This is a genomic window from Mesorhizobium sp. CA6, assembly GCF_020165035.1.
Classification (GTDB): domain Bacteria; phylum Pseudomonadota; class Alphaproteobacteria; order Rhizobiales; family Rhizobiaceae; genus Mesorhizobium.
In genome coordinates, this window is the sequence record NZ_JAIUHI010000015.1 from 57109 (window position 1) to 79496 (window position 22388).

The 22388-nt window shown below is 62.4% G+C and carries 21 protein-coding genes and 1 tRNA gene; 10 read left to right on the plus strand and 12 right to left on the minus strand.

What is annotated here, in order from left to right:
• Positions 1-197: 197 nt before the first annotated feature.
• Complete coding sequence (locus tag LB526_RS21980) at positions 198-926, minus strand: GntR family transcriptional regulator (RefSeq protein WP_224629826.1); 729 nt, start codon at positions 924-926, stop codon at positions 198-200.
• Between the two features lie 147 nt (positions 927-1073).
• Between LB526_RS21980 and LB526_RS21985 the strand changes: the two genes are divergently transcribed.
• Positions 1074-1652, plus strand: coding sequence for a GlcG/HbpS family heme-binding protein (locus LB526_RS21985; protein WP_224629827.1), 579 nt, complete (start codon positions 1074-1076; stop codon positions 1650-1652).
• A 177-nt stretch (positions 1653-1829) separates the two neighbouring features.
• On the opposite strand, the gene LB526_RS21990 is transcribed toward LB526_RS21985, so the two are convergent.
• The 6 genes from LB526_RS21990 to LB526_RS22015 all read right to left on the minus strand — a co-directional run bounded on the left by LB526_RS21990 (position 1830) and on the right by LB526_RS22015 (position 9883).
• The gene (locus tag LB526_RS21990) at positions 1830-3023 is read right to left on the minus strand and encodes a cyanate transporter (RefSeq protein ID WP_224629828.1); all 1194 of its coding nucleotides are present in this window, start codon (positions 3021-3023) and stop codon (positions 1830-1832) included.
• Positions 3024-3147: 124 nt separating this feature from the next.
• The gene (locus tag LB526_RS21995) at positions 3148-4590 is read right to left on the minus strand and encodes an amidohydrolase family protein (protein ID WP_224629829.1); all 1443 of its coding nucleotides are present in this window, start codon (positions 4588-4590) and stop codon (positions 3148-3150) included.
• On the minus strand, positions 4590-6314 hold the full coding sequence (locus LB526_RS22000; RefSeq protein WP_224629830.1) for a dipeptide ABC transporter ATP-binding protein: 1725 nt from the start codon (positions 6312-6314) through the stop codon (positions 4590-4592). The genes LB526_RS21995 and LB526_RS22000 overlap by 1 nt, the downstream gene beginning before the upstream one ends.
• Entirely contained in the window at positions 6314-7213 is a 900-nt protein-coding gene (locus LB526_RS22005; protein ID WP_224629831.1) for an ABC transporter permease, read from the minus strand. The genes LB526_RS22000 and LB526_RS22005 overlap by 1 nt, the downstream gene beginning before the upstream one ends.
• Positions 7210-8178: an ABC transporter permease gene (locus LB526_RS22010; protein ID WP_224629832.1), complete on the minus strand. Its 969-nt coding sequence runs from the start codon at positions 8176-8178 to the stop codon at positions 7210-7212. Before LB526_RS22010 ends, LB526_RS22005 begins: the two co-directional genes overlap by 4 nt.
• A 133-nt stretch (positions 8179-8311) precedes the next feature.
• Positions 8312-9883, minus strand: a complete 1572-nt coding sequence (locus LB526_RS22015; protein ID WP_224629833.1) for an ABC transporter substrate-binding protein — start codon at positions 9881-9883, stop codon at positions 8312-8314.
• A gap of 164 nt (positions 9884-10047) precedes the next feature.
• Here LB526_RS22015 and LB526_RS22020 point away from each other — a divergent pair, with 164 nt between their 5' ends.
• Both LB526_RS22020 and LB526_RS22025 read left to right on the plus strand, forming a co-directional pair.
• Complete coding sequence (locus tag LB526_RS22020; protein ID WP_224629834.1) at positions 10048-11415, plus strand: amidohydrolase family protein; 1368 nt, start codon at positions 10048-10050, stop codon at positions 11413-11415.
• Between the two features lie 35 nt (positions 11416-11450).
• Positions 11451-12662 (plus strand): amidohydrolase, encoded by a 1212-nt coding sequence (locus tag LB526_RS22025; protein ID WP_224629835.1) that lies wholly within the window; start codon positions 11451-11453, stop codon positions 12660-12662.
• 227 nt (positions 12663-12889) lie between these two features.
• Here the strand turns inward: LB526_RS22025 and LB526_RS22030 are convergent, their stop codons facing one another.
• Positions 12890-13087: a multiprotein-bridging factor 1 family protein gene (locus LB526_RS22030; protein WP_224620865.1), complete on the minus strand. Its 198-nt coding sequence runs from the start codon at positions 13085-13087 to the stop codon at positions 12890-12892.
• A gap of 185 nt (positions 13088-13272) precedes the next feature.
• Between LB526_RS22030 and LB526_RS22035 the strand changes: the two genes are divergently transcribed.
• A complete protein-coding gene (locus LB526_RS22035) occupies positions 13273-13872 on the plus strand; it encodes a hypothetical protein (RefSeq protein ID WP_224629836.1) in 600 nt (199 codons plus the stop codon).
• A gap of 33 nt (positions 13873-13905) precedes the next feature.
• Here LB526_RS22035 and LB526_RS22040 read toward each other — a convergent pair.
• Both LB526_RS22040 and LB526_RS22045 read right to left on the minus strand, forming a co-directional pair.
• Positions 13906-13982 (minus strand) — tRNA-Arg (locus LB526_RS22040).
• A 188-nt stretch (positions 13983-14170) separates the two neighbouring features.
• Positions 14171-15664 (minus strand): sensor histidine kinase, encoded by a 1494-nt coding sequence (locus LB526_RS22045; protein ID WP_095767953.1) that lies wholly within the window; start codon positions 15662-15664, stop codon positions 14171-14173.
• A 254-nt stretch (positions 15665-15918) separates the two neighbouring features.
• Here LB526_RS22045 and rpmH point away from each other — a divergent pair, with 254 nt between their 5' ends.
• The 3 genes from rpmH to yidC are packed head-to-tail and all read left to right on the plus strand — an operon-like array spanning position 15919 to position 18266.
• Positions 15919-16053: a 50S ribosomal protein L34 gene (rpmH, locus tag LB526_RS22050; protein WP_008833937.1), complete on the plus strand. Its 135-nt coding sequence runs from the start codon at positions 15919-15921 to the stop codon at positions 16051-16053.
• A 16-nt stretch (positions 16054-16069) separates the two neighbouring features.
• Positions 16070-16423, plus strand: coding sequence for a ribonuclease P protein component (gene rnpA / locus LB526_RS22055; protein WP_095767954.1), 354 nt, complete (start codon positions 16070-16072; stop codon positions 16421-16423).
• A gap of 13 nt (positions 16424-16436) precedes the next feature.
• Complete coding sequence (gene yidC / locus LB526_RS22060; RefSeq protein WP_224629837.1) at positions 16437-18266, plus strand: membrane protein insertase YidC; 1830 nt, start codon at positions 16437-16439, stop codon at positions 18264-18266.
• A 202-nt stretch (positions 18267-18468) separates the two neighbouring features.
• Here the strand turns inward: yidC and secB are convergent, their stop codons facing one another.
• Complete coding sequence (gene secB / locus LB526_RS22065; protein ID WP_095767956.1) at positions 18469-18972, minus strand: protein-export chaperone SecB; 504 nt, start codon at positions 18970-18972, stop codon at positions 18469-18471.
• A 351-nt stretch (positions 18973-19323) separates the two neighbouring features.
• Entirely contained in the window at positions 19324-19818 is a 495-nt protein-coding gene (locus LB526_RS22070) for an FxsA family protein (protein ID WP_224629838.1), read from the minus strand.
• Positions 19819-20019: 201 nt separating this feature from the next.
• Here LB526_RS22070 and LB526_RS22075 point away from each other — a divergent pair, with 201 nt between their 5' ends.
• The 3 genes from LB526_RS22075 to LB526_RS22085 are packed head-to-tail and all read left to right on the plus strand — an operon-like array spanning position 20020 to position 22375.
• Positions 20020-20727, plus strand: coding sequence for a Tim44/TimA family putative adaptor protein (locus LB526_RS22075; RefSeq protein ID WP_095767958.1), 708 nt, complete (start codon positions 20020-20022; stop codon positions 20725-20727).
• Between the two features lie 23 nt (positions 20728-20750).
• Positions 20751-21854, plus strand: a complete 1104-nt coding sequence (locus LB526_RS22080) for a murein transglycosylase A (RefSeq protein WP_224629839.1) — start codon at positions 20751-20753, stop codon at positions 21852-21854.
• Positions 21851-22375 (plus strand): Smr/MutS family protein, encoded by a 525-nt coding sequence (locus LB526_RS22085; protein ID WP_140847517.1) that lies wholly within the window; start codon positions 21851-21853, stop codon positions 22373-22375. Before LB526_RS22080 ends, LB526_RS22085 begins: the two co-directional genes overlap by 4 nt.
• The last annotated feature ends 13 nt before the right edge of the window (positions 22376-22388 follow it).

Sequence of the window (22388 nt, forward strand, 5' to 3'; positions counted from 1 at the left end):
CGTTTGATCCTGCTATGCATGCCGTTTCCTGTTCCTCTGATCAATTTGGTCGGACGAGGTCGATCAGCAGCACGTCGCTTCCCGCGCATGCCGGATCGGGACGAGCGTGCTCAGAATGCCAGCCGGGCGGACAGACGCTACATGAGCCCGACGCGGCTCGAAGCCACGTCTTGCACCGGTCAGATGCCCAGCAATTTTCAGTTGGCGGCCAGGCGTTCCCGATAGCCCGCCAGGAGATCCTTGAGGTCGGGTTCGCGCGCCGGCTTCAGGTCCAGCAAGCCACGCGTGGCGACGGCTATCAGATGCTCGTCCATGAGCTTCGCAGCCAACGATTCGTCGCCTCTCAACAATGCGTCGATGATTGCTTGATGCTCGTTGACCGCGCACTCGGATGAATGCGGCCGACCGTAAAGCGCAAGGATCAGCGAGCAACGCGAGGCCACTTCCTGCACATAGCGTATGAGAAGGTCGTTGGCCGTCATGCTGGCCAGCAGCGTATGGAAGTCTCCGGACAGCCTGATCGATTCGGGACCATCGCGCCCCTGGGCTTGTTCCTCGGCGGCAATATGAGCTTGCAGCTGCTTGGCCTGTTCTCCAGTGAGCTGCCCAGCCAGGACTTCGATGACGGTGCGTTCCAGCCCACGCCGTACCTGAAATACACCACGCGCTTCGGCAAGACTCGGTGCCGCCACTTCCGCCCGCTTGTTGGGTCGCTGCGAAACCAGGCCCTCGAGCGTCAATCGCGCCAGCACGCTTCGCACCACGGTACGGCTCACCCCGAAGCTCTCGCCGACGGAATCCTCGGGAAGTTTTGTTCCTGGCGCCAGTGCCTGCTCGATGATTGCCAGCCGCAGCGCCTGATAGACGCCGTCGGCGAGATTGCCTGCTCTGCTCTTGCGCTTGGTGGATGATTTCTGATCGGTCATGGCATGCTGATCTGTTGGCGCGTGCTGATTTATCGAGTTGGGTCTTCAGGGTGTCAACCACGGCACCGTAACGGTCGGCTTGTTCAAACATTTCTCTTGCACCAATTAGTATACAATATTAGCATAAAAGTGAACACAAAATGTGTGGTGCCGAATTTCAATCCGGCGCCGGCATGCCAGATCTTAAAGGCGAGTCGAGAGCGTCCTTTTGCCCAGTTCACGGAAGAGGAGACCAGAATGACGAAACTTGGATGTCTTGCGGCCGGATTTGTCGCCTTATTGAGCTGCAGCGCTTCGGCGGAGGTACTGCAGGAACGGAACATGCCGATGGACGTAGCGCTCGAGCTCGCGCAGGGCGCCGTAAAGGCATGCGCGGCCGATAATTACAATGTGTCAGCGGCGGTCGTGGACCGCGCCGGTGTTCTGCGGGCTTTGCTGCGCGCGGACAATGCCGGCGTCCATACCCCCGATGCGGCGCGGCGCAAGGCCTATACCGCAGTCTCCGCCCGCACACCGACCAGCGCGATGGCCAAGAACATTCAGGAGAACCCAGCCGCGGCCCAGCTTACCGCCATCGACAATTTCCTTATCCTTGCTGGTGGCGTGCCGATCAAGCTTGGTGACGAGACCATTGGCGCAATCGGCGTCGGCGGCGCCCCCGGCGGCAACCTGGACGAAGCCTGCGCGCTCAAGGCGATCAAGGCGATCGAGGGTAAGCTGAAGTAGCTTGCTTTGGCATGACCGGGTCATTGTGGCCCAGGTCGCTCCCCGAATGTGAGCGCCGCCTAGGCGGGCCGGCCCGGCTCTCGAAGAGGCGGGTCATAGCATCTCAAGGCAATCGAACTTGCCGGCGGCACCACACCGTAACGCCAAAAAAGCTCGGGGCAGTTCAGCGTTCGAAGACTAGGCAAGAAGAGGCCTGAAGACCTCGCCATAGCGTTCGGGCCTGAAACGCGCGTAGATGAAGAAGGTAATGGTCACGCAGGCAAGATGCATGACCCATGCACTTGCGAAACTCCCGCTCCAGTTCCCAAGAAGAGCTGCGGCAAAGGGGCCTGTTGCCGCGATAAGGAAGCCGCCACCCTGCATCAACGCGACCAGAGCGCCGGCCTGCTCGGGTCGGTCGAGGTGATCCAGCGCAGTGACGATCGCGAGAGCAAAGCTGCCACCAAGCCCTGCCCCGCAAATACCCACCCAAAGGGCGGGAAAAGCCAATGGAACGACGGCCAGCCCAAGAAAGCCCGCCGCTTGTAAAACAAGCGTCGTCCACAGCCAGGGACGACGATCGACGTTTCGACGCGCCAATGTCGGCAGGACAAGAGCGGAAGCTGCCTGAGCAATGGCCATGACCGCGACAAGATTTCCGCTCTGGGAATTGCTCAAACCTGCAGCCTGATAATAAGGCGCAAGCCAGGCAACCATGGACGAATAGCCGGCGTTGACCAGGCCGAAAGCTGCCATCAGTGCCCATGTGCGCGGGCGGCGCAGCAGTCGTCGCGTTAGCGAAGAGTCGGGCTTGACCGCTTTCGTGTCGGAGGCGGCCCAATAGGCCGCGCACAAAGCGAACACCGCGGGAACAGCCATCGACGCCAATGCGAGGCGCCAGCTGTATCCACTGTTGACGAGCACAGGAGTAAGGCGCGCGCCGAGAGCACCGCCACCCATGATCATGCAGGAATAGAGGCCGGTAACAATTGGGATCGTTTTGGGGAATTTCTCTTTGATGATGCCGGGAAACGCTGCCTGGATGAAAGCCACGCCCGCACCGCAAAGTGCAGCCGTCAGGACCAGCCACGCGCTGCCGAACGCAACGGATCTGAGCAGCGAGCCGGCCGTCAGCACCGCAAGCGCTGCGAGTATGCCGCGGCGCGTTCCGACAACCGCCTGGATGCCGGGCGCCACGAACGCACCGATCCCCATGAGGAGCATCGGCAGCAGCGTCAACATGGCAAGGCTTGGATAGCCCATCCCGGTATCGGTCACTATATCGGTCAGTATCGGTCCGGGGGCCGTCAGGAAGGGGCGAAGGTTGGCTCCAATCAGCACGACCAGAACCAGCTGTTTCCATTGTCCGGTAACGAGTGTGATCCTCGGCATTTCATCCCTGGTTCTTTGGAGACATCCCTGGGCCCGACAAACCGCTTGGGGAACGGCTTGGATCGGCTGGCGAAAATTCAATCGCTCCTGCGCGATCGGGTCGGGCGATGCCGATTGCGTGGCGCTATTCGATAAGATCCGTGTCACGGCTGTACCGCCAGAACCGGTCAGGCGTCCGCAGCGCCTCCTGCAGGCCAAGCCGCTCGATCATCAATTCTGTCTCGCGCTGCGCGGCATCCAGAACCGCATCCTGATCGACATGAACCGGCTTGCGGCCGCGCAGCACCACGCGGCCCCCGACCAGCACCGTATGAACGTCGTTGCCGTTGGCGAAATAGGTGACCCGGAACTCCGGCATGTTGGCTGGATAGAGATGCGGGCGCCGCAGATCGACCAGAATGATGTCGGCCTTCTTTCCCGGCTCGAGCGATCCGATCTCATGGTCGAGGCCGAGAACACGCGCGCCGTCGATGGTGCACATCTCCAGTGCCTTGCCCGGCGGAAGCCAGCTTGGATCATGGAAATGAGTGCGATGGTAGTGCATGCATTGCTGCATGTGACGGAACATGTCCGCCGAGCGATCCGGCGCGGTCGCATCGGAACCGATCGCCACCACGACGCCCGCATCGAGGAGTTCCGTGACCGGGCAGCGCGCCAGGATCGCGGCGACGGCACTGGGATTGTGGACAATGCGGGTGCCGGTTTCGGCGCAGATCGCGATTTCCTCCTCGTCGAGACCGGTTGCATGGGAGAGCAGTGTGCGCGGCCCAAGGATGCCGATCTCGTTGGCAATTTTTACGCTGCCTCTCGTGTGTCCATCCTGCGTGAAGACAAGACCGCGCTCCTCGGCAATGCGCTTGACCTGGCGCGATTGAGCAACGGCGGCATCGGCATCCGCGCCGTCGAGATGCTCGCGATGGATGGTCGGCGTCAGCAACGCGACATGGAGACGATCCTCATGCGTGCGATGCCAGCGATCGGCGAGCTTCAGCGAGGTGTCGAGTTGCCGCTCGAAGGACACCGGATAATCAATACGTCGAGAGCCCTCCCAGCGCGCATAAGTCAACGGATGCGGAGGACGGGTGGTGCCGACCGCCACCACCGAGCGCGTGCCGATGCCAAGCACGCCCTCCATATGGGCATCGCCATAGGCGGGGTCGTCGGTGCGCATGACGGAATCGCCGCCGCCGAGCAGCGACACGCCGGTCGTCACGCCGAAGCGCAGGCGCTCCAGGGCGGCGAGCTGGGCCTCGGCGTGCCAGAATTCGGGCGTCGAGCCTACCGTATAGGCGCCTCGGCACGCCTGATACCAGACGTCGCTCCGGCCGCCGCCCATCGTCTTGATGAGACCGTGCCCGGCATGGGCATGGCTGTCGACGAAGCCCGGCATGATCGCCATGCCTTTGGCATCGATGGTCACCGGCGCCGGATGACTGCGCGCGACCTCTTCGGTCGGACCTACAGCCGCGATCCGATCACCCGCAACGGCAACAGCGCCGTCGGGAATAATGCGCCGCTCGGGATCGACCGCGATGACCGTGCCATTTCTGATCAGAATGTCAGCCATCACACGGTCGCCTTCTTGCTTTCCCGGGAAAGAATGCGGTCGAGCGAGGGAGCAAGGCGCAGCAGTTCGCGCGTATAGGCATGCGCGGGGGCGGAGAACAAGGTTTCCGTATCGGCGAGTTCGACGATCTCGCCCGCTTTCATCACCGCCACCCGATCGCACATTTGCCGTATGACTGCGAGATCGTGGCTGATGAACAGCATCGACAGCCCGGCAAGGTCGCGCAGATCCTTCAAGAGGTTCAGAATCTGCGCCTGCACCGACACATCCAGGGCCGAGGTCGGCTCGTCGCAGATCAGCAGAGCCGGCCGCGGTCCGAGCGACCTGGCAATCGCGATACGCTGGCGCTGGCCGCCCGAGAAGGCATGGGCGAAGCGCGCACCGGCCTCGGCTGGCAGGCCGACCGCTTCGAGCAGCGTCTCGGCGTCCAGTCTTGCCTCGGCGGCATTCGAGGCCAGTCTGTAAAACAGGATCGGCTCGGCGATGGCCGCGTTGATCCGCAGTCTTGGATTGAGCGCTGAATAGGGATCCTGAAACACCATTTGCAACGATTGCCGGACCGATTTCTCGCGCCGGGCGGTGAGCGCAGCACCTTGAAAATCAATCGTCCCCGCACTCTGCTTCACAAGACCGGCGATCGTGTTGGCGACCGTGGTCTTGCCGCAGCCGGATTCGCCGACAAGGCCAAAAATCTCACCGCGACGAACGTCAAAGGACACATTCTTCACGGCCCTGAACACCGAGGTCTTGCGACCCGGAAGAAGGGAGCGCTGCCCATATTCCACGCAAAGATCGCGCACGGTGAGTGCTGCGTCGCCATTCCTGCCGGCGACGATGCCGGTATTCTTGGCGCGCACGGCTTCGCGTGCATCCAAGGTCGCCTTGGTTGCCTCGCTCGGAATCGGCAAGCGCTCGAGGCGGGTGTCGATCGGCGGAACGGCGGCGATCAGCGTGCGCGCGTAAGGCGCCTTCGGCGCGGTCAGCACGTCGCGCGCCGATCCGCTTTCAATCATCGAGCCGTTTTGCATGATCGTCACACGGTCGGCGATCTCCGCGACCACGCCCATATTGTGCGTCACCAGCAGGACGCCGACGCGCCGCTCGTCGGCCAGGTCGCGGATGAGCTTGAGGATTTGCGCCTGCACCGAAACATCGAGCGCCGTGGTCGGCTCGTCGGCAACGATCAACCGAGGGCCGCAGGCCAGTGCGGTGGCGATGACGACCCTCTGGCGCTGGCCGCCCGACAGCTGATGCGGATAGCAGCCGAGCCGCCGCTCTGGCTCGGGAATGCCGACGGCCTTCATCAGTCCCAGCGCGCGGGCGCGGGCCTCGCGACGGCTGATCTTCAGATGCGCCAGCATGCCCTCGCAGAGCTGGCTCTCGACGGTGAAGAGCGGATTGAGGCTCGTCATCGGATCCTGGAAGATCGCGCCCACGTCGCGTCCGGGAACAATGCCTGCCGTTTTCCCGGTTCGGATGTCGATCGGCTTGCCGTCGATCGTAATGGCGCCCGAGGCGATCCTGCCGGGTGCCTGCAACAACCCCACGAGCGCGTTGCCGACGGTCGTCTTGCCGGCGCCCGACTCTCCGACCAGGGCGTGGATTTCACCAGGTTCAATCGTCAGGTCGACGTCGTTGACGGCGACCAGCAGTCCCCCATTGGCCAAGGGATATTCGACACGCAGCTTCCTGATGTCGAGCACGGGCGGCAGCGAATTTTCCATCAGTTCGCCATCAGTTTTGGATTGAAGCGATCGCGCAGGTAGTCGCCGACGACGTTGACGGCCAGCACCAGGATGACCAGCACGGCGGCGGGCATCACGGCGATCCACCACAGGCCCGAGAACAGGAACTCGTTTCCGATGCGGATCAGCGTGCCGAGCGAGGGGTACGTTGCAGGCATGCCGGCGCCAAGAAACGACAGGGTCGCCTCGGTCAGGATCGCGCCCGCGAGATTGATGGTCGCGATGACCATGACCGAGCTCATCACATTGGGCAGGATATGGCGAAGCATGATGCGGCTCGAAGGCAGGCCAATGACCTTCGCGGCGCGCACATAGTCCCGGGAAATCTCAACCATGCTGGATCCCCGCACGGTGCGTGCATATTGCACCCATTCGTTTACCGCGATGGCAAAGATCAGGATGACCGGAGCCCAGGTCGAAACAGTCTCCGGTCCAAGCTGCGCGCGGGCTATGCCGCTGACCAGCAGCGCGACGAGAATGGTAGGAAAGCTGACGAGGACATCGGCAATGCGCATCACGACGGTGTCGATGATGCCGCCGAAATAACCGGCTACCGAGCCTAAGGCGACGCCGATCACCGCCGCCAGCAGCACCGCACCGGCGCCGATGAGGATGGATATGCGCAGACCGAAAAGGATGACCGACACAAGATCACGCCCCTGGTTGTCGGTGCCCAGCAGGAACCGAGGATCGCCGCCGTCCATGAAGACGGGCGGTATCTCCATGTCGACGAGCGAATAGGAGGACACGTTTCTCGGATCGATGGGAGCAATCAGCGGGGTGAAGATCGCCAGCAGCAGAATGACGACCAGGACAATGCCGGCGATGACGACCGAGGCCGGTGGGAGCTGAATGCGTTGAAGGGCGCGCGACGTCATTGTTTCGTCCTCAGCCGGGGATCGACGAAGGTGTAGAGGACGTCGACGATCATGTTGATCAGAACGAACATGAGGCCGACGAACAGGAGATAAGCGGCCAGAACCGGAATGTCGGGAAAGCCGACCGCGTTGGTGAACAGCAGCCCCATGCCCGGCCACTGAAAGACGGTTTCCGTGACGATGGCGAAGGCGATCAACTGGCCGATCTGCAGGCCGGTCACCGTGATGACCGGCATCAGCGTGTTGCGAAGGGCGAGACGGCCATAGATGTGGCGACGCGGCAGACCACGCGCGAAGGCGAAACGGATGTAATCCGAAGACAGGACGTCGATCATCTCCGAGCGCACCAGCCGCATGATCAGCGTGAGCTGGAACAAGGCGAGCGTGATGGAGGGCAGGATCATCGACTTCAATCCCGAGGATGTCAGGAAGCCCGTCTGCCAGAAGCCCAGATCGACGACGTCGCCGCGGCCGGAAGACGGCAGCCACCGAAGATTGACCGCAAAGACCAGGATCAGCAGCAAGCCGGTGACGAAAGTGGGCATCGAGACGCCGATGAGGGTGAGCGACTGAATCAGCCGCGACAGGATTCCGTTAGGCTTCAGCGCGGACACGATGCCGAGCGGAATGCCGAGCGCAAGCGCAAGCACGGTCGCGACGATGACGAGTTCGAGCGTCGCAGGCAGGCGGGCCAGCAGGAGTTCGGTGACCGGCTGCTGATAGCGCAGGCTCGTCCCCAGGTTTCCGTGCAGCACGCGCCAGACAAACTCGCCGAACTGGACGGCGAGGGACTTATCGAGGCCGAGAGCCACGCGCAATGCGTCCTTCTCGGCCTGGCTTGCGCCCTCGCGCACCATCATCGACACGGGATCGCCGACGAAGCGGAACATCACGAAGGCCACGGCCGTAACGGCGATCATCACCAGAATGGCCTGGAGCACTCTCGCCAAGACAATCTTGATCATCAAAATGGCTTCCTGCGGAGCCCGAGCCGACCTTGCCAAAGCAAGGCGTTGTCTTTGATCGGTAGCCGGCACCATCGCCAGCTACCCAAAACCAGCAGGGCCGTGACGCCTGGAGGTGGCACGGCCCTGAGGTTCACTTCATGTGGGCAAACCAAGGTCGCACATATTCGTCGGCGAACTGCGGCATATCGAGCTTGTCCGTCATTGCCCAGGCGACCGGCTGCTGATGCAGCGGCAGGTAGAGAACCTGATCGTGCGCGATCTTGAAGGCTTCCTTCAGCAGGCTCACGCGCTTCGTCTCGTCAAGCTCGACGGCCGCGGCATGCGCAAGCTCATCGATTTTCGCATTCGACAGTCCGCTCGTGTTGCTTCCGCCAAAGGAACCATCATTGGTCGCAAGCAGCGACTGAAGCACGCTGAACCCGTCCATTGGCGGCAGCGAGGCCCATCCGAACATGTAGATGTCGAATGCTCCCTGGTCGGACTTCGGAAAGAAGGTGGTCTTGCTTTCCACGCTTGCATTGGCCTCGACGCCTATCTTGGCCCACATCGACGCAAGGGCGAGGCAGATCTGCTCGTCGGCGATGTAGCGATCGTTCGTGCAGTTCAGGTTCACCTTGAACCCGTTCGGATAGCCTGCTTCGGCCAGCAAGGCCTTGGCCTTTGCCGGATCGTAGGCCGGCGGCGCATCGACGCTCTTGTCGTAGCCAGTGACCGGAGGGGCCACCAGCGTTCCCGTCACGCGCGACTTGCCTCGCATCAGACGCTTCTGGATCGTCTGGAGATCGACCGCGTCCCACAGAGCCTGGCGCACCCGAACATCGAGAAGAGGATTGGGTTTGCCGGGCATCGCATGCAGTTCCGGCTTCCAGTTGAAGCTGAGCAGGATGACGCGCAGCGAGGGGTTCTCGACGACCTTCAGGCCCGCAGTGTTGGCAACGCGATCGATATCCTGCAGCGGGACCGGAGCGATGAGGTCAACTTCGCCCGAAAGCAGCGCCGCGACACGGGTCGCAGCAGACGCGATGGGACGAAATACGACCTCGGTCAGATTATGCTGAGGCTTGTCCCACCAGTCCTTGTTGACGGTGAAGACGGATTTGGAATCCGGCTCGTAGCTGACCAGTTTGAAGGGACCGGTGCCGTTGGCATGGTTGCTGGCATAGGTGACGACACCGGTCGAGGCATTGCCGGGCTTCAGAGCCTGGTGCTCCTCCATCCACGGCTTGCTCATGATGTAGACGGCCGCAAGGTCATTGAGCAGCAGCGGATATGGACCTTTCAGGATGATATCGACGGTGAAGTCGTCGACCTTCTTGGCGTCGATCACCTCCGGCAGGTTTTCGCGGTTGCGCGAACCGGGGTCGATCTCGCGCAGGATGGTCGCGACGACGTCATCGGCGGTGAAGGGCTGGCCTTCATGAAACTTTACGCCCTGACGCAGCTTGAACCGCCAGCGGGTCGGCTCGACGATCTCCCATGACGTGGCGAGCGCAGGCTCGAGGGCCAGATCCTTGTTACGACGCACTAACGGGTCGAACACCATGTGCTGCACGCTCTGGGTGAAGCTGTCGACCTGGGCGTTCGGATCGTAGGAGATGACGTCGCCGGCTGCGGACCAGCGCAGCGTCTGCGCGAAGCTTGGCGTGGCCAGCGGCACCAGGACGGCGAGTGCGGCCAAAAGGGGTTTCAGACGACTGTTCACAAATTCCTCCGGTTGAGATACGCACTTGTAATTATTTTTTGGATGCAGTGCGATGCGAGATTAGCTATACATAATTTGTATACAGTTGCAAGGCGCAATGATGCGGTTTTGACGCGACCGGCTCAACAAGCCGTGATCTGCGCCCGGCCGAGGAGGTGGTTCGGATGACCATGTCGCTACTGATCGAAAACGGTATCGTTCTGACGATCGACGAAGAACATCGTGTCCTCTCAAGGGGTTACGTCCTGGTCGAGGATGGTCGGATCAGCGACGTCGGCGACGGGATCGCGCCAGAGAAAATTCCCGATGTGCTGCGAATTGACGCTTCGGGAATGGTCGTCATGCCCGGCCTGATCGATACGCACGCACATGCCGGGCACACGCTGACGAAAGGGTTGGGCAATGATTCCGAAGCCTGGATGAATACCGTCGGCCGCATCTACGCCGAAGCGGTCGACGACGAATTTTGGGCCGCAGAGGCCGCTTTATCAGCCCTGGAGCGCATCAAATGCGGCACGACGACGGCCGCCCTGCTGTTCGGTGGCGGCCCCGACGTCATGCGCACGGAGGCGCCAGAGCCCGCGCTGGCGCATCTCACCGCTATTGCCGAGATGGGCGTGCGCGAAATACTCGCGGTTGGCCCGAACCGGCCGACATCGGCCCATGCGTACCGGACCTACACGCAAAGCAGCCACGCCGAAACCATAGTCTCGCCGGAGGCGCAATTGGCGGTGTGCTCAGCGCTCATCGACAGCTGGCCGCGTGACGGCAACCAGCGGATCGCTATTTCACTCCCGGTGTTTTCGGCAAGCGAGCTCGACAATCAATCAGTATACAACTTGTCGTGCAAAACGCGGGATCTTGCGCGCGACAAGAACGCCCTGCTTATCCAGGACGGGCACCGCGAAGGCTCGATCGCCGCCAATGCCGACAGGCTCGACCTGTTCGACGATCATTCCCTGTTGGCTCACTGCATTGAACTGACCGATAGAGACATTGCGGCGCTCAAACGCACCGGCGCGAAGGTCGCGCACAATCCGAGCGCATTGATGTCGGTGTTCGGTCGTTGCCCCGCAACCGAACTGATGGAAAGCGGCATTGTCGTGTCGCTTGGCACCGATGCAGCCGCGCCGGACCGCTCGTTCGACATGTTCCGCAACATGTTCCAGGCGCACCGCTATCACGCACGCCATTTCAAGGATGACAGCGTCCTTTCTCCCACACAGTTGCTCGAGATGGCGACCATGGGTGGCGCGCGAGCGCTGTCGATGGAAAGCGAGATCGGATCGCTGGAGCCGGGCAAGCGTGCCGACATCATTCTGGTCAACATGCGTCAGCCGCACTTGTGGCCACCGGTGCATCCCTCGCAGAGGCTGGCACGCTTCGCCAACGGCGCGGACATCGACACGACGATCGTCGACGGGCGCATCCTGATGCGCGGACGAAAGCTCGTCTGCCATGACGAAGATGCGATCCTGGATCGCGCCGGAAGGGCGTTCCGCCTGATGATGGAGCGCGCCGGCCTGGCATAGACGCGCATCGGGAGACAAAGACGAAAGGCTGCACAATGATCAAAGACCTCCTCATCCGCAACGTCCGGCCGATGGGCGGCGCCGCCACGGATCTCTACATCCGCGACGGCCGCGTCGCGGAACCAGGCAACCCCGATACCACAGTTCGCGAGATCGACGGTCGTGGACAGATCGCCCTGCCCGGGCTGGTCGAAGCGCACACGCATCTCGACAAGACGCTCATCGGCATGGACTGGTTCGAGAACCGTGTCGGCCCCACGCGCAACGACCGGATCCTGGCCGACCGGAAGGCCAAGCGGGAACTCGGTATAGACGCGCGACGGCAGTCAGCCCGACAGGTGATGCAAACGCTAGCGTTCGGCGTCACGCATATTCGCAGTCATGTTGATGTGGATACCGAAATCGGCATCGCCAATGTCGAAGGCGTGGTCGGGACCCGGGAAGCGTTTCGCGGACTGGTCGATGTCCAGATCGTCGCCTTCCCGCAAAGTGGGATGCTGGGGCGCGAAGGCACGCTGGCGCTGATGGAAGATGCGATAGAAGCGGGAGCCGATATTGTCGGCGGGATCGATCCGGCAACGATCGAGCGGGACCCTGTGCGCCATCTGGACGCGATCTTCGCGCTCGCGGACAAATACGCCAAGCCAGTCGATATTCATCTGCACGAGCCAGGGGAACTGGGCGCGTTTTGCCTGGAACTCATCGTCGAGCGGGCCCGCGCGCTCTCCCTTCAAGGGCGCGTCATGGTCAGTCACGCCTACTGCCTTGGCATGCTGGAAGCGCAACGCCAGCGCTCATTGATCGATGCGCTGGCTGCCGCAGGCATCGCGGTCATGACCGTCGGCAGCCCTTCCGCACCGGCGGTTCCGCTTGGCTTGATGCGCCAATCGGGCCTGGTCGTGGCATCCGGGTCCGATGGCATCCAGGGCACCTGGGAGCCATGGGGCAGCGGCGACATGCTGGAACGGGCGAAATACCTGGCGCAACGCAACGGCATGACCAACGATGCCGACCTGGAAGAGACCGCGCGGATCTGCTGCTTCGGCGGCGCCGAGGCGATCGGCCTGACCGACTATGGACTCACACCCGGTTGCCGGGGCGATCTGGTGCTGATCGATGCACGAACCTTGGCAGAAGCGGTTGCCATTACACCTCGAAACCGCACGGTCATCTGTCGCGGTCGTGTGGTGGTGAACGACGGTATTCTGGATTCCCAATTCTGCGACGAAAAGCAACGGGGCGCTTGACGGGACTTCCTACCCCGCTACACGCGTACAAAGGTGGACAGATCCCTTATGCTCGCATCTTGCCGATGATGCCGGAATCTAGGTTATGGCCACGTCACCTGTGACGTCCGCTTTGGTGCACCGGGCAGGACAATTGGAATGACCGACATGAGGCGCAAAGCCGCCGCTCGCTCGCTACGGCGCTGTGAGTGGCGCGCTCGCGAGCGGCTCAGATGTCTAACTACAATTCAGTTTGGCTCTGCTGCCAATCTTTTGATTGCTGCAGAAGGGTCAAATCCCAGGATCTTCGCCAGATCGATGAATTCGACTACGTCGACGCGGCGCTGTCCGCTTTCGAGGCGAGCCACAAACGACTGATATTCGCCTAGCCTGGCGGCGAGCTCGGTCTGAGTCATCCCACTAGCCTCACGCCTTTCAATCAGCATCGCGATCAAGGATTTGTGGCGCCGCGTTCCGAGCGTCTTGACCACAGGTGTGCCTCATCCGGTTCCAGATGAGGGCTTCAATTATATCTGATTTCCAGTTATCTTAAATTCAGATACGACGTCGCCATGTCGAGTTGGAGGAATCCAAGGTGCCGCGATCAGCAGCAATAAATCACGACCCTGTCATGGTCCTGTGGGCCGCATGGCGTCGTGCCCAACATACCTCTCAGGTGCTTTGCAGGGTGCAGCAGCGGTTGGAGACAAGAATCATTTCCAATACCGGAATTCAGGTATTGACCCCGGGCGAAGTCACAGAGCAGCCCACGCCAGTGGTCGCGCCGGATGGCATCCGCCAATACGCTGTCGCTCAGGAGGCCGAAGTCTTAGCCGTGACCGAGGCGCTCAAACTTCAGGATGGGCTCCCAGAGGTAGCAGCTCTGACCCTAGCTGGTATCTTGGCGAAGTTGGAGATCATCGTTGGAGCGGACCGGGATATCGGCGATCCTACCGATTTCCCTTGGCCACACCTCTCTTCCGTTCTGCGCGATCTGAAAACCATTGCAGGCGATTTGCCGCCATACAAGCCGGACCGCTCCAGGACTCGCGCTGATGTGGCGAGGTACATGAAACAGGCAACGCAGCTCGTAGAGGCTGTGGAGACAGAAGAGGCTGCGGAACACATACGCCAAACTGCGACATCGTTTGCGGTAACATCCGATTTTCCAAAACCGGCTGAAAAACCGGCTGAATTCCTAGAATCAAGCCGGCACAGGCTTGGCCGTTAGGTCAAAAGGTGCGGGAGAATCAATCAGATGGAATGGCGCGCCCGAAGAGATTCGAACTCCTGACCCCCAGATTCGTAGTCTGGTGCTCTATCCAGCTGAGCTACGGGCGCGCAACAGGCCGTGCATGACACAGGCCCCGCGATCCGGTCGAGAAGGCCGGCCGCGATGTGGAGTGTTCCCTAACGACTGAATTTGCGAAAAGCAAGCCGATCCGGCAAAAGTTTTGTCGCAGGTCGTTTTGCCGATGCCGATCGAGGCGCGCCGCTCCCGACAAGCGGCTCCGCAGGCGGTGGTGGGCTCAAGCCGGGCGGCGCAGGCCGTTGCGCGCCTGGTCGAGCCGCACCGGCTGGTCGGGAATGGTGACGGCGAAGACGGTGCGGCCGCCGATCGATTCGACCAATTCAACCGTGCCGCCATGAGCGCGGATCAGCTCGTGCGCGATCGCCAGGCCAAGCCCGGTGCCGCCGCTGCGCGCCGAGCCGCGGAAGGCGGCGAACAGGTTCTCGCGCGCCTTGGGCGGCAGGCCGGGTCCGGTGTCGGTGACGGTGATGCGGCTGACGCTGCCCTGGCGCTCGGCCGCGACCGCCAGCCGGCGCACCACCGCGCTTTCGGTGTCGGCGGCCATCGCCTGCACGGAGTTGCGGCAGAGATTGGTGAGCACCCGGAACAGCTGGTCGGAATCGGCATCGACCTCGAAGGCATGCTCGATGGCGTTGATGAACTCGATGCCCTCCTCGATGTCGAGCAGGCCGTGCACGTCGTCGACCAGCTGGCGCAGCCGCACGCGGCGGCGCGACGGCGCAGGCTCCTGCGTGCGGCCATAGTGAAGCACACCTTCGGAATAGGAGACGGCGCGGTCGAGGGCGCGCAGAAGCTTCGGCGCGAAGGCCTGCACGGTCGGGTCCTTCACCTGGCGCAGGCGATCCGACATCAGCTGCGCGGACGCCAGGATGTTGCGCATGTCGTGGTTTATCTTGGAGACGGCCAGGCCGAGATCCGCGAGATGCTTCTGCTCCGACAGCATCTTCTGCAGCCGGTCCTGCATCTGCGACAGCTCGCGCTCGGCGACCCCGATCTCGTCAGCACGGTCGGCGGGGCGGATGACGCGGCCGGGATCGTCAGGCGCCTCGGAGAAGGCCAGGATCGAACGCGTCATGGTGCGGATCGGCCCGATCATGATCAGGTCGATCGCCGCATAGACCAGCATGGCGGTGAACAGTGAAATGAGCAGCGATACGACGGCGACGTTGCGCGAGTATCGGAGCATAGCGTCGCGCAAACGGTAGTCCGGCATGATCAGTTCGAATTCCTTGTCGCTGTCGCCGACCGGGCCGAAGACGCGCAGCATGCGCTTGCCGCCGAAGAACAGCGTGTCGAGCGCGCCGGTCATGCCGTTGATCAGGCCGACATTGGCTATATCGATGTGCGCGTCGACCTGTGGCGGCATGTCGGCGACCACCAGAAGCCGTGAGACGCCGCCGTCACGCACGGCGATCGCCTTGGCGCCGATCGCCATCAGCACATCGTTCTGGGCGTTGTGCGACAGCGAGTTGGGCTCGCCCTGCAACAGCACGATCGACACCGCGGCGGCTGTGCTCAGGCGCTCCTTCAGCCAGTTGACCCGGTAGCTGGCGATCCAGGGCAGGAAGATCAGGATTTCAGCCAGCAGCACGAAGGCGATGGTGAGTAAAAGCAGCTTGGTCGACAGACCGCGCGACAACGGCACCCGGCGCGACGAATTCGCCGCCGCCGGCTGTGCCTTTTCGTTCGTGGGCAGAGTTTCACTCGTCATTGACGCGCATTCACAAAGGCTTGATCGGCCAAGATTATGCGATTTGCGGCTTTTTTGCCAATTTCATCGTCGGCTCCGCGAAAAATGCCTCGCGGCGGGGCGGATTGACTTCCAAAGACCTTCTTTCTATAAGCCCGCTCACGCTCGGGCCATTCGTCCCGGCGCGGTTTCGATCGCGCCTAGGCCGGCCCGGCAAAGCTCCTGTTACAAAGTGACAGAATCAAGAAGGGCCGCACCCCGCGGTATTAAAACAAATGAAGCGTACCTACCAACCGTCCAAGCTCGTCCGTAAGCGCCGGCATGGTTTCCGTGCCCGCATGGCAACCAAGGGTGGCCGTGGCGTCGTTGCCGCCCGCCGCAACCGCGGCCGCAAGCGGCTCAGCGCCTGAACGAAAGACGAGATCGTTGCCCGCACCCGGCAAGCCACAGGGGAAAACTCCCGGGCGGCTTCTGAAACGCGCGGATTTCTTGGCTGTGCGCGGCGGCGAGAAACGCCGCGGGCGGCTTTTTCTCGTTGAAGTTCTCGACCGCGGCGATGACCTTGCGCCGCGCGTCGGCTACACAGTCACCAAGAAGGTCGGCAACGCCGTGGTGCGCAACCGCGTCCGGCGGCGGCTGAGGGAAGCCGTGCGCGTTCATGCCGCCGATGACATGGCGCCCGGCAATGACTATGTCATCGTCGGGCGTGAAGACGTGCTTGCCATTCCGTTCGGCCAGTTGAAGGCCGAGCTCTCCCGCCGGCTGCGCGGAACACGATAGGCCAAGGGCTTCGATGGAAAACAACCGCAATTTCTTCATCACCATCGCGCTGTCGGTGCTGATCCTGACGCTCTGGCAGGTGTTCTACATGAACCCGCGCATGGAGCAGCAGCGCGAGCAGGCCCGCGTCGAGCAACAGCGCGTCGAGGCGCAGAAGAAGGAAGCGCAGGGCACCAATCCAGGCGCGGCCGGAACGCCGGCCCCGACCGCCGGCGCCATCCCCAGCGCGCCCGGCAGCGATAGCGTGACCGCGGCCAGCCGCGACCAGGCGATTGCCGCCACCAAGCGCGTCAAGATCGACACGCCCAGCCTCGAGGGCTCGATCAACCTGACCGGCGCGCGCCTCGACGACCTGAGGCTCAAGCACTACACCGAGACGGTCGACAAGAACTCGCCCGAGATCGAGCTGCTCAACCCGTCGTCGCTGCCCAATGGCTATTTCGCCGAGATCGGCTTCGTCGGCAACGACACCACCGGCATTGTGCCCGGCGCGGATACGGTGTGGAGCGTCGACGGCAATCCGACGCTGACGCCCTCGACGCCGGTGACGCTGACCTTCACCAACGACAAGGGCCTGACGTTCAAGCGCACCATCTCGATCGACAACGAATACATGTTCACCGTTTCCGACACGGTGCAGAATTCGGGAACGGCCGCCGTCTCGCTGTACAATTACGGGCGCGTCACCCGTTTCGACAAGCCGGCCGTCGCCAGCACCTATGTGCTGCATGAAGGCCTGATCGGCGTGACCGGCAGCGAGGGGCTGCAGGAATACAAATACGCCAAGATCGAGAAGGACAAGGAATACACGCCCAGCAAGTCGACCAATGGCTGGCTCGGCATCACCGACAAATACTGGGCCGTGACGCTCATCCCGACGGAGAAGCAGCCCTTCCAGCCGAAATTCTCCTATTTCGAGTTCAAGGACGGGCCGCACAGCCACAGCTACCAGTCCGACTACCTGTCCGACGCAATCAGCATCGCGCCCGGCCAGTCGACGACGGTCGAATCCGAGATCTTCGCCGGCGCCAAGGAAGTCTCGACCATCAACGCCTATGCCAAGGACCGGCAGATCCGCCAGTTCGACCTTTTGATCGACTGGGGCTGGTTCTATTTCATCACCAAGCCGATGTTCTGGCTCATCGACACGCTCTACAAATTCTTCGGCAATTTCGGGCTGGCGATCCTCGCCACCACCGTCGTCGTCAAGGCCATCTTCTTCCCCCTCGCCAACAAGTCCTATGCCTCGATGGCGAACATGAAGAAGGTGCAGCCGAAGATGGTTGAGATCCGCGAGAAATACGCGGACGACAAGATGAAGCAGCAGCAGGCGATGATGGAGCTCTACAAGACCGAGAAGATCAATCCGCTGGCCGGCTGCTGGCCGGTGGCGCTGCAGATCCCGGTCTTCTTCTCGCTCTACAAGGTGCTCTACATCACCATCGAGATGCGGCATGCGCCGTTCTTCGGCTGGATCCACGACCTCGCGGCGCCGGATCCGACATCGATCTTCAACCTGTTCGGCCTGCTGCCGTTCGCGGCGCCCGCCTTCCTGCCGCATATGGGCGCCTGGGCGGTGGTCATGGGCATCACCATGTTCCTGCAGATGCGCATGAACCCGGCGCCGCCGGACCCGACGCAGGCGGCGATATTCACCTGGATGCCGGTGATCTTCACCTTCATGATGGGCAGCTTCCCGGCAGGCCTCGTGATCTACTGGGCCTGGAACAACACGCTGTCGATCCTGCAGCAGGGCGTGATCATGAAGCGCCAGGGCGCCAAGATCGAGTTGTGGGACAATCTGGCATCGATTTTCCGCAAGAAACCATCGCCGGCGGAATAGACGGCTCCTGAACTGCTAAGACGAAAAAACCCCGGCCATCGTTTTGTCCGGGGTTTTTTGTTGATCAGGCCCAGCGATCAGCCGTCAACCTTCGAGATTGGCCATGGCCATGGTCCCCGGCCTCATTTCAGGGCGGAGCAAGCAGCGAAAAAAAAGCCCGGCGCTAAGCCAGGCTTTCGATAGGGTGTAGCGCCGGTTAGCCTCAGCTCACCTGGACCTTGCCAGCCGCAGCCTGGTCCTCGGCGATGCGTTGCTGGAACATCTGCGCGAAATCGATCGGATCGAGCATCAGCGGCGGGAAGCCGCCATTGCGGGTGGCGTCGGCGACGATCTGGCGGGCGAAGGGGAACAGAAGCCGCGGACATTCGATGAACAGCAGCGGCAGCATGTGCTCCTGCGGAAAGCCGCTGATGGCGAAGACGCCGCCATAGACCAGCTCGACATTGAACAGCACTTCCTGGTCGAAGGAGGCCTTGGCGTTCAGCGTCAAATTGACGTCGAACTGCTTGTCCGAGAGCGGGTTGGCGTTGACGTTGACATTGATTGCGATGCCCGGAGCCTTGTCGCGGCCGCGCAGCGAATTCGGGGCGCCGGGGCTTTCGAAGGATAGGTCCTTCACATATTGCGCAAGCACATTGAGCGAGGGCTGGTTTTGGGTGCCGTTGCCGTTGGCGGCGCCGGTCGCGGCGTCATCGTTGCTGGCCATGAGCCTTTAAGTCCTTTTGCCTGGGCAGCATTGCTGACCGGATTGAAATCGCGGGTTCGCTACCATGCTCGGCCGGACAAAACAAGTTTTGCCGCCCTCATCGGCGGAAGGAACAGGACAGCGCGAACGGCGGGGATTGGCAGGAGCCTCCCAACCTCGTCATTCCAGGGCGGAGCAGCCGCGAAGCGGCGTCGCGGAGACCCTGGAATCCATTCCGTGACCTGAGCCGTGCAATGCGGCGGAGCAGAATTTGCACCGCGGCAACACTCGGAAGTTACAGGATCCTGTGGGCTGCGCGGTACGCTCGGTTCCCGCTCCGCCCAAGGACGAACCGGTAGACGTTTTGGCCGCTTAATCGTTCTTCAGCCGCCGCCAGGGCGAATTGTGGTCCGGCCGGTCTGGATAATCGTCGCGCGAATAGTCGCTGTCGTCGAGGTCGATGACATTGTTGCGGCGGCGCGCCGAAAAGCCGCGGCTAAAGCTGGTCGCCATAACGATGCGGTTCTTCAGCAGGCGCCAGGCGAAGTCGCGCACCGGCGGCAACAAGAGAAGAATGGCGAAGATGTCGGTGATGAAGCCCGGAATGATCAGAAGGATCGCCGCCAGCACGATCATCGCCCCATGCGCGAGCTGGCGGCTGGGGTCGCGCCCGGCGTCCATTTCCGCCCGCACCCGCGCCATGACGCCAAAACCCTGAAGCCTCAGCAGCAGGCTGCCCGCGACGCTGGAAAGGATGACCAGCCCGACCGTAGCCAAAGCCCCGATCTCGCGGCCGACGACGACGAAGCCGGCGATCTCCAGAAGCGGCAGCAGGAGCAGGAACAGCGGGATTAACGAGATGCGCAAGTCTTGACCGATCGCTTTCTTCTTTTGCGGCGCTGACGGACAATCGCCGCTGGCCTTGGCGCCTTTAGATAGGTATGGCTGCCTTTGATTTGAATGATTGCGCCTGCCGTTCTATATGCTTTGGGTGTTGAACGCTATGCGACCGCGGTCCCCAGGGGTTACGCCGGTCCGGCACGGACAGGGATCGAGTTGGCGGAAATTATGGGTTTCTTCGACTTCGGCACGATTTTCTTTCTGATTGCGGCGGTTGTGATCTTTTTCCAGCTGCGCAACGTGCTTGGACGTCGCACCGGAAACGAGCGCCCGCCCTTCGATCCTTATTCAGCGAGCCGCACGCGCGAGGCCGATGCGGCGCAAAAGCCTGAAAATGTGGTGTCGCTGCCGCGCAAGCGCGCGCCGGGCGAAACTGCGCCCGAGATTTATGCCGACATCGACGCCTTTGCCAAACCCGACACCGATCTCAACAAGGGCCTGCGCTCCATCAAAGACAATGATGCGTCCTTCGAGCCGAAGGGCTTCGTCGACGGCGCCAAGATGGCCTATGAGATGATCGTCATGGCCTATGCCGACGGCGACCGTAAGACGCTGAAGAACCTTTTGTCGCGCGAAGTCTATGATGGTTTCGTCGCCGCGATCGGCGACCGCGAGGCCAAATCGGAGAAGATCCAATCCTCCTTCGTCGGCATCGACAAGGCCGACATCGTCGCCGCCGAAATGAAGGGCTCGGAAGCGCATATCACGCTGCGCGTCGTCTCCGAGCTGATCTCGGCGACCCGCGACAAGGCCGGCGCCGTCATCGACGGCGACCCTGAAACGGTGGCCGAGGTCAAGGATGTCTGGACCTTCGCCCGCGACACCCGCTCGCGCGACCCGAATTGGAAGCTTGTCGCCACCGAAGAAGAAGATTGAGATCAAGCGGCGGGGCCCCAGTCGTGCCGCTCTCTTCCGCATTCGGCATAAAATCCTTCAGCGACCTTCCGGGCTGGGGCGAAGATGACCATGCTGCGGCCTTCGCCGCGTTTCGCCGCTCGGCCTTCCACGCGCCGATAAAATCTTACCGCACCGGATCGCTCGGCGTCGATTTCAATGCTTTTGCCGATGCCTATGCCGAGGCGCGTGCCGTTTCGGCGCCGAGCAGGTCCGAGGCGCGATCCTTCTTCGAACGGCATTTCGTGCCGATGCTGGTCAAGCCCGAAAACGGCGCGGGTCTCGTCACCGGCTTCTACGAGCCCGAGGTCGAAGCCTCGCCGGTCAGGACCGGGCGATTCACCGTGCCGCTGCTGTCGCGCCCCGCCGACCTGATCGAAATCGACGACGGCAACCGGCCGGCCGGCATGGATGCCTATCTGGCCTTCGCCCGCCGGACCGATGGTGTTCCGGTCGAATATTTCGATCGCGGCGAAATCGAGCGCGGCGCGCTCGCCGGCCGGAACCTCGAAATCGCCTGGCTCGCCGAGAAGGTCGACGCCTTCTTCATCCACGTGCAGGGCGCGGCACGTCTGAAAATGACCGACGGCAGGCTCTGCCGCGTCACTTACGCCGCGAAATCGGGCCAGCGCTTCACCGGCCCCGGCAAGGTCTTGAGCGATCTCGGCGAGATCCCGCTGGAAAAGGTAACGATGCAATCGATCCGAGCCTGGTTCAAGGCACATCCCGACCGGGTCGACGAGATCCTGTGGCGGAACCGCTCCTACATTTTCTTCCGCGAAGCCGCGGTCGACGACGCGGCGCTTGGGCCCATCGCCGCCGCCAAGGTGCCGCTGACGCCGGGTCGCTCGGTCGCGGTCGACCGCCTGCTGCACACATTAGGCACGCCCTTCTATATCGACGCGCCGACGCTCACCGCCTTTGACGAAAAACCGTTCCGGCGGCTGATGATCGCGCAGGACACCGGCTCGGCCATCACCGGTCCGGCGCGCGGCGACCTCTTCGCCGGCTCAGGCGACGCTGCCGGCGAGATCGCCGGCGTGGTCCGCAACGCGGCCGATTTCTATGCGCTGGTGCCGCGTGCGCTTCTGCATGGAGCGACCCGGTGAGCCGCCGCGACGATCATCTCAGCGACGACGACCGCATCCTGTGGAACCTGGTGGCGCGCTCTGCCCGGCCGCTGAAGGGCAAAACGGCCGTCGAGATCCCCGACATCGTCGAGCCCAAGCCTGAGACGCCCCGGCCTGCCGCCAATGGCGTAGCGGCCGTGGCCGCCAAGCCGAAGGCGCCGCATGTGGCGCATTCGCTCGACGACCAGACGCTGCACAAGCTGAAAAAAGGCCGGCTGCCGATCGAAGGCCGCGTCGACCTGCACGGCATGACGCAGGACGAGGCCTATTCGCTGCTGCTCACCTTCCTCAACCGCGCGCATGCCGGCGGAATCCGTTACGTGCTGATCATCACCGGCAAGGGGTCGTCCTCGGGCGGCGACGGCATATTGCGCCGCGCCGTGCCGGCCTGGCTGTCGACGCCCGCTTTCCGGCACCTCGTCTCCAGCCACGACCATGCCGCCCGCAATCATGGCGGCTCGGGCGCGCTCTATGTGCGGCTGCGGCGGATACGGTCATGAGGATTCGGCAATG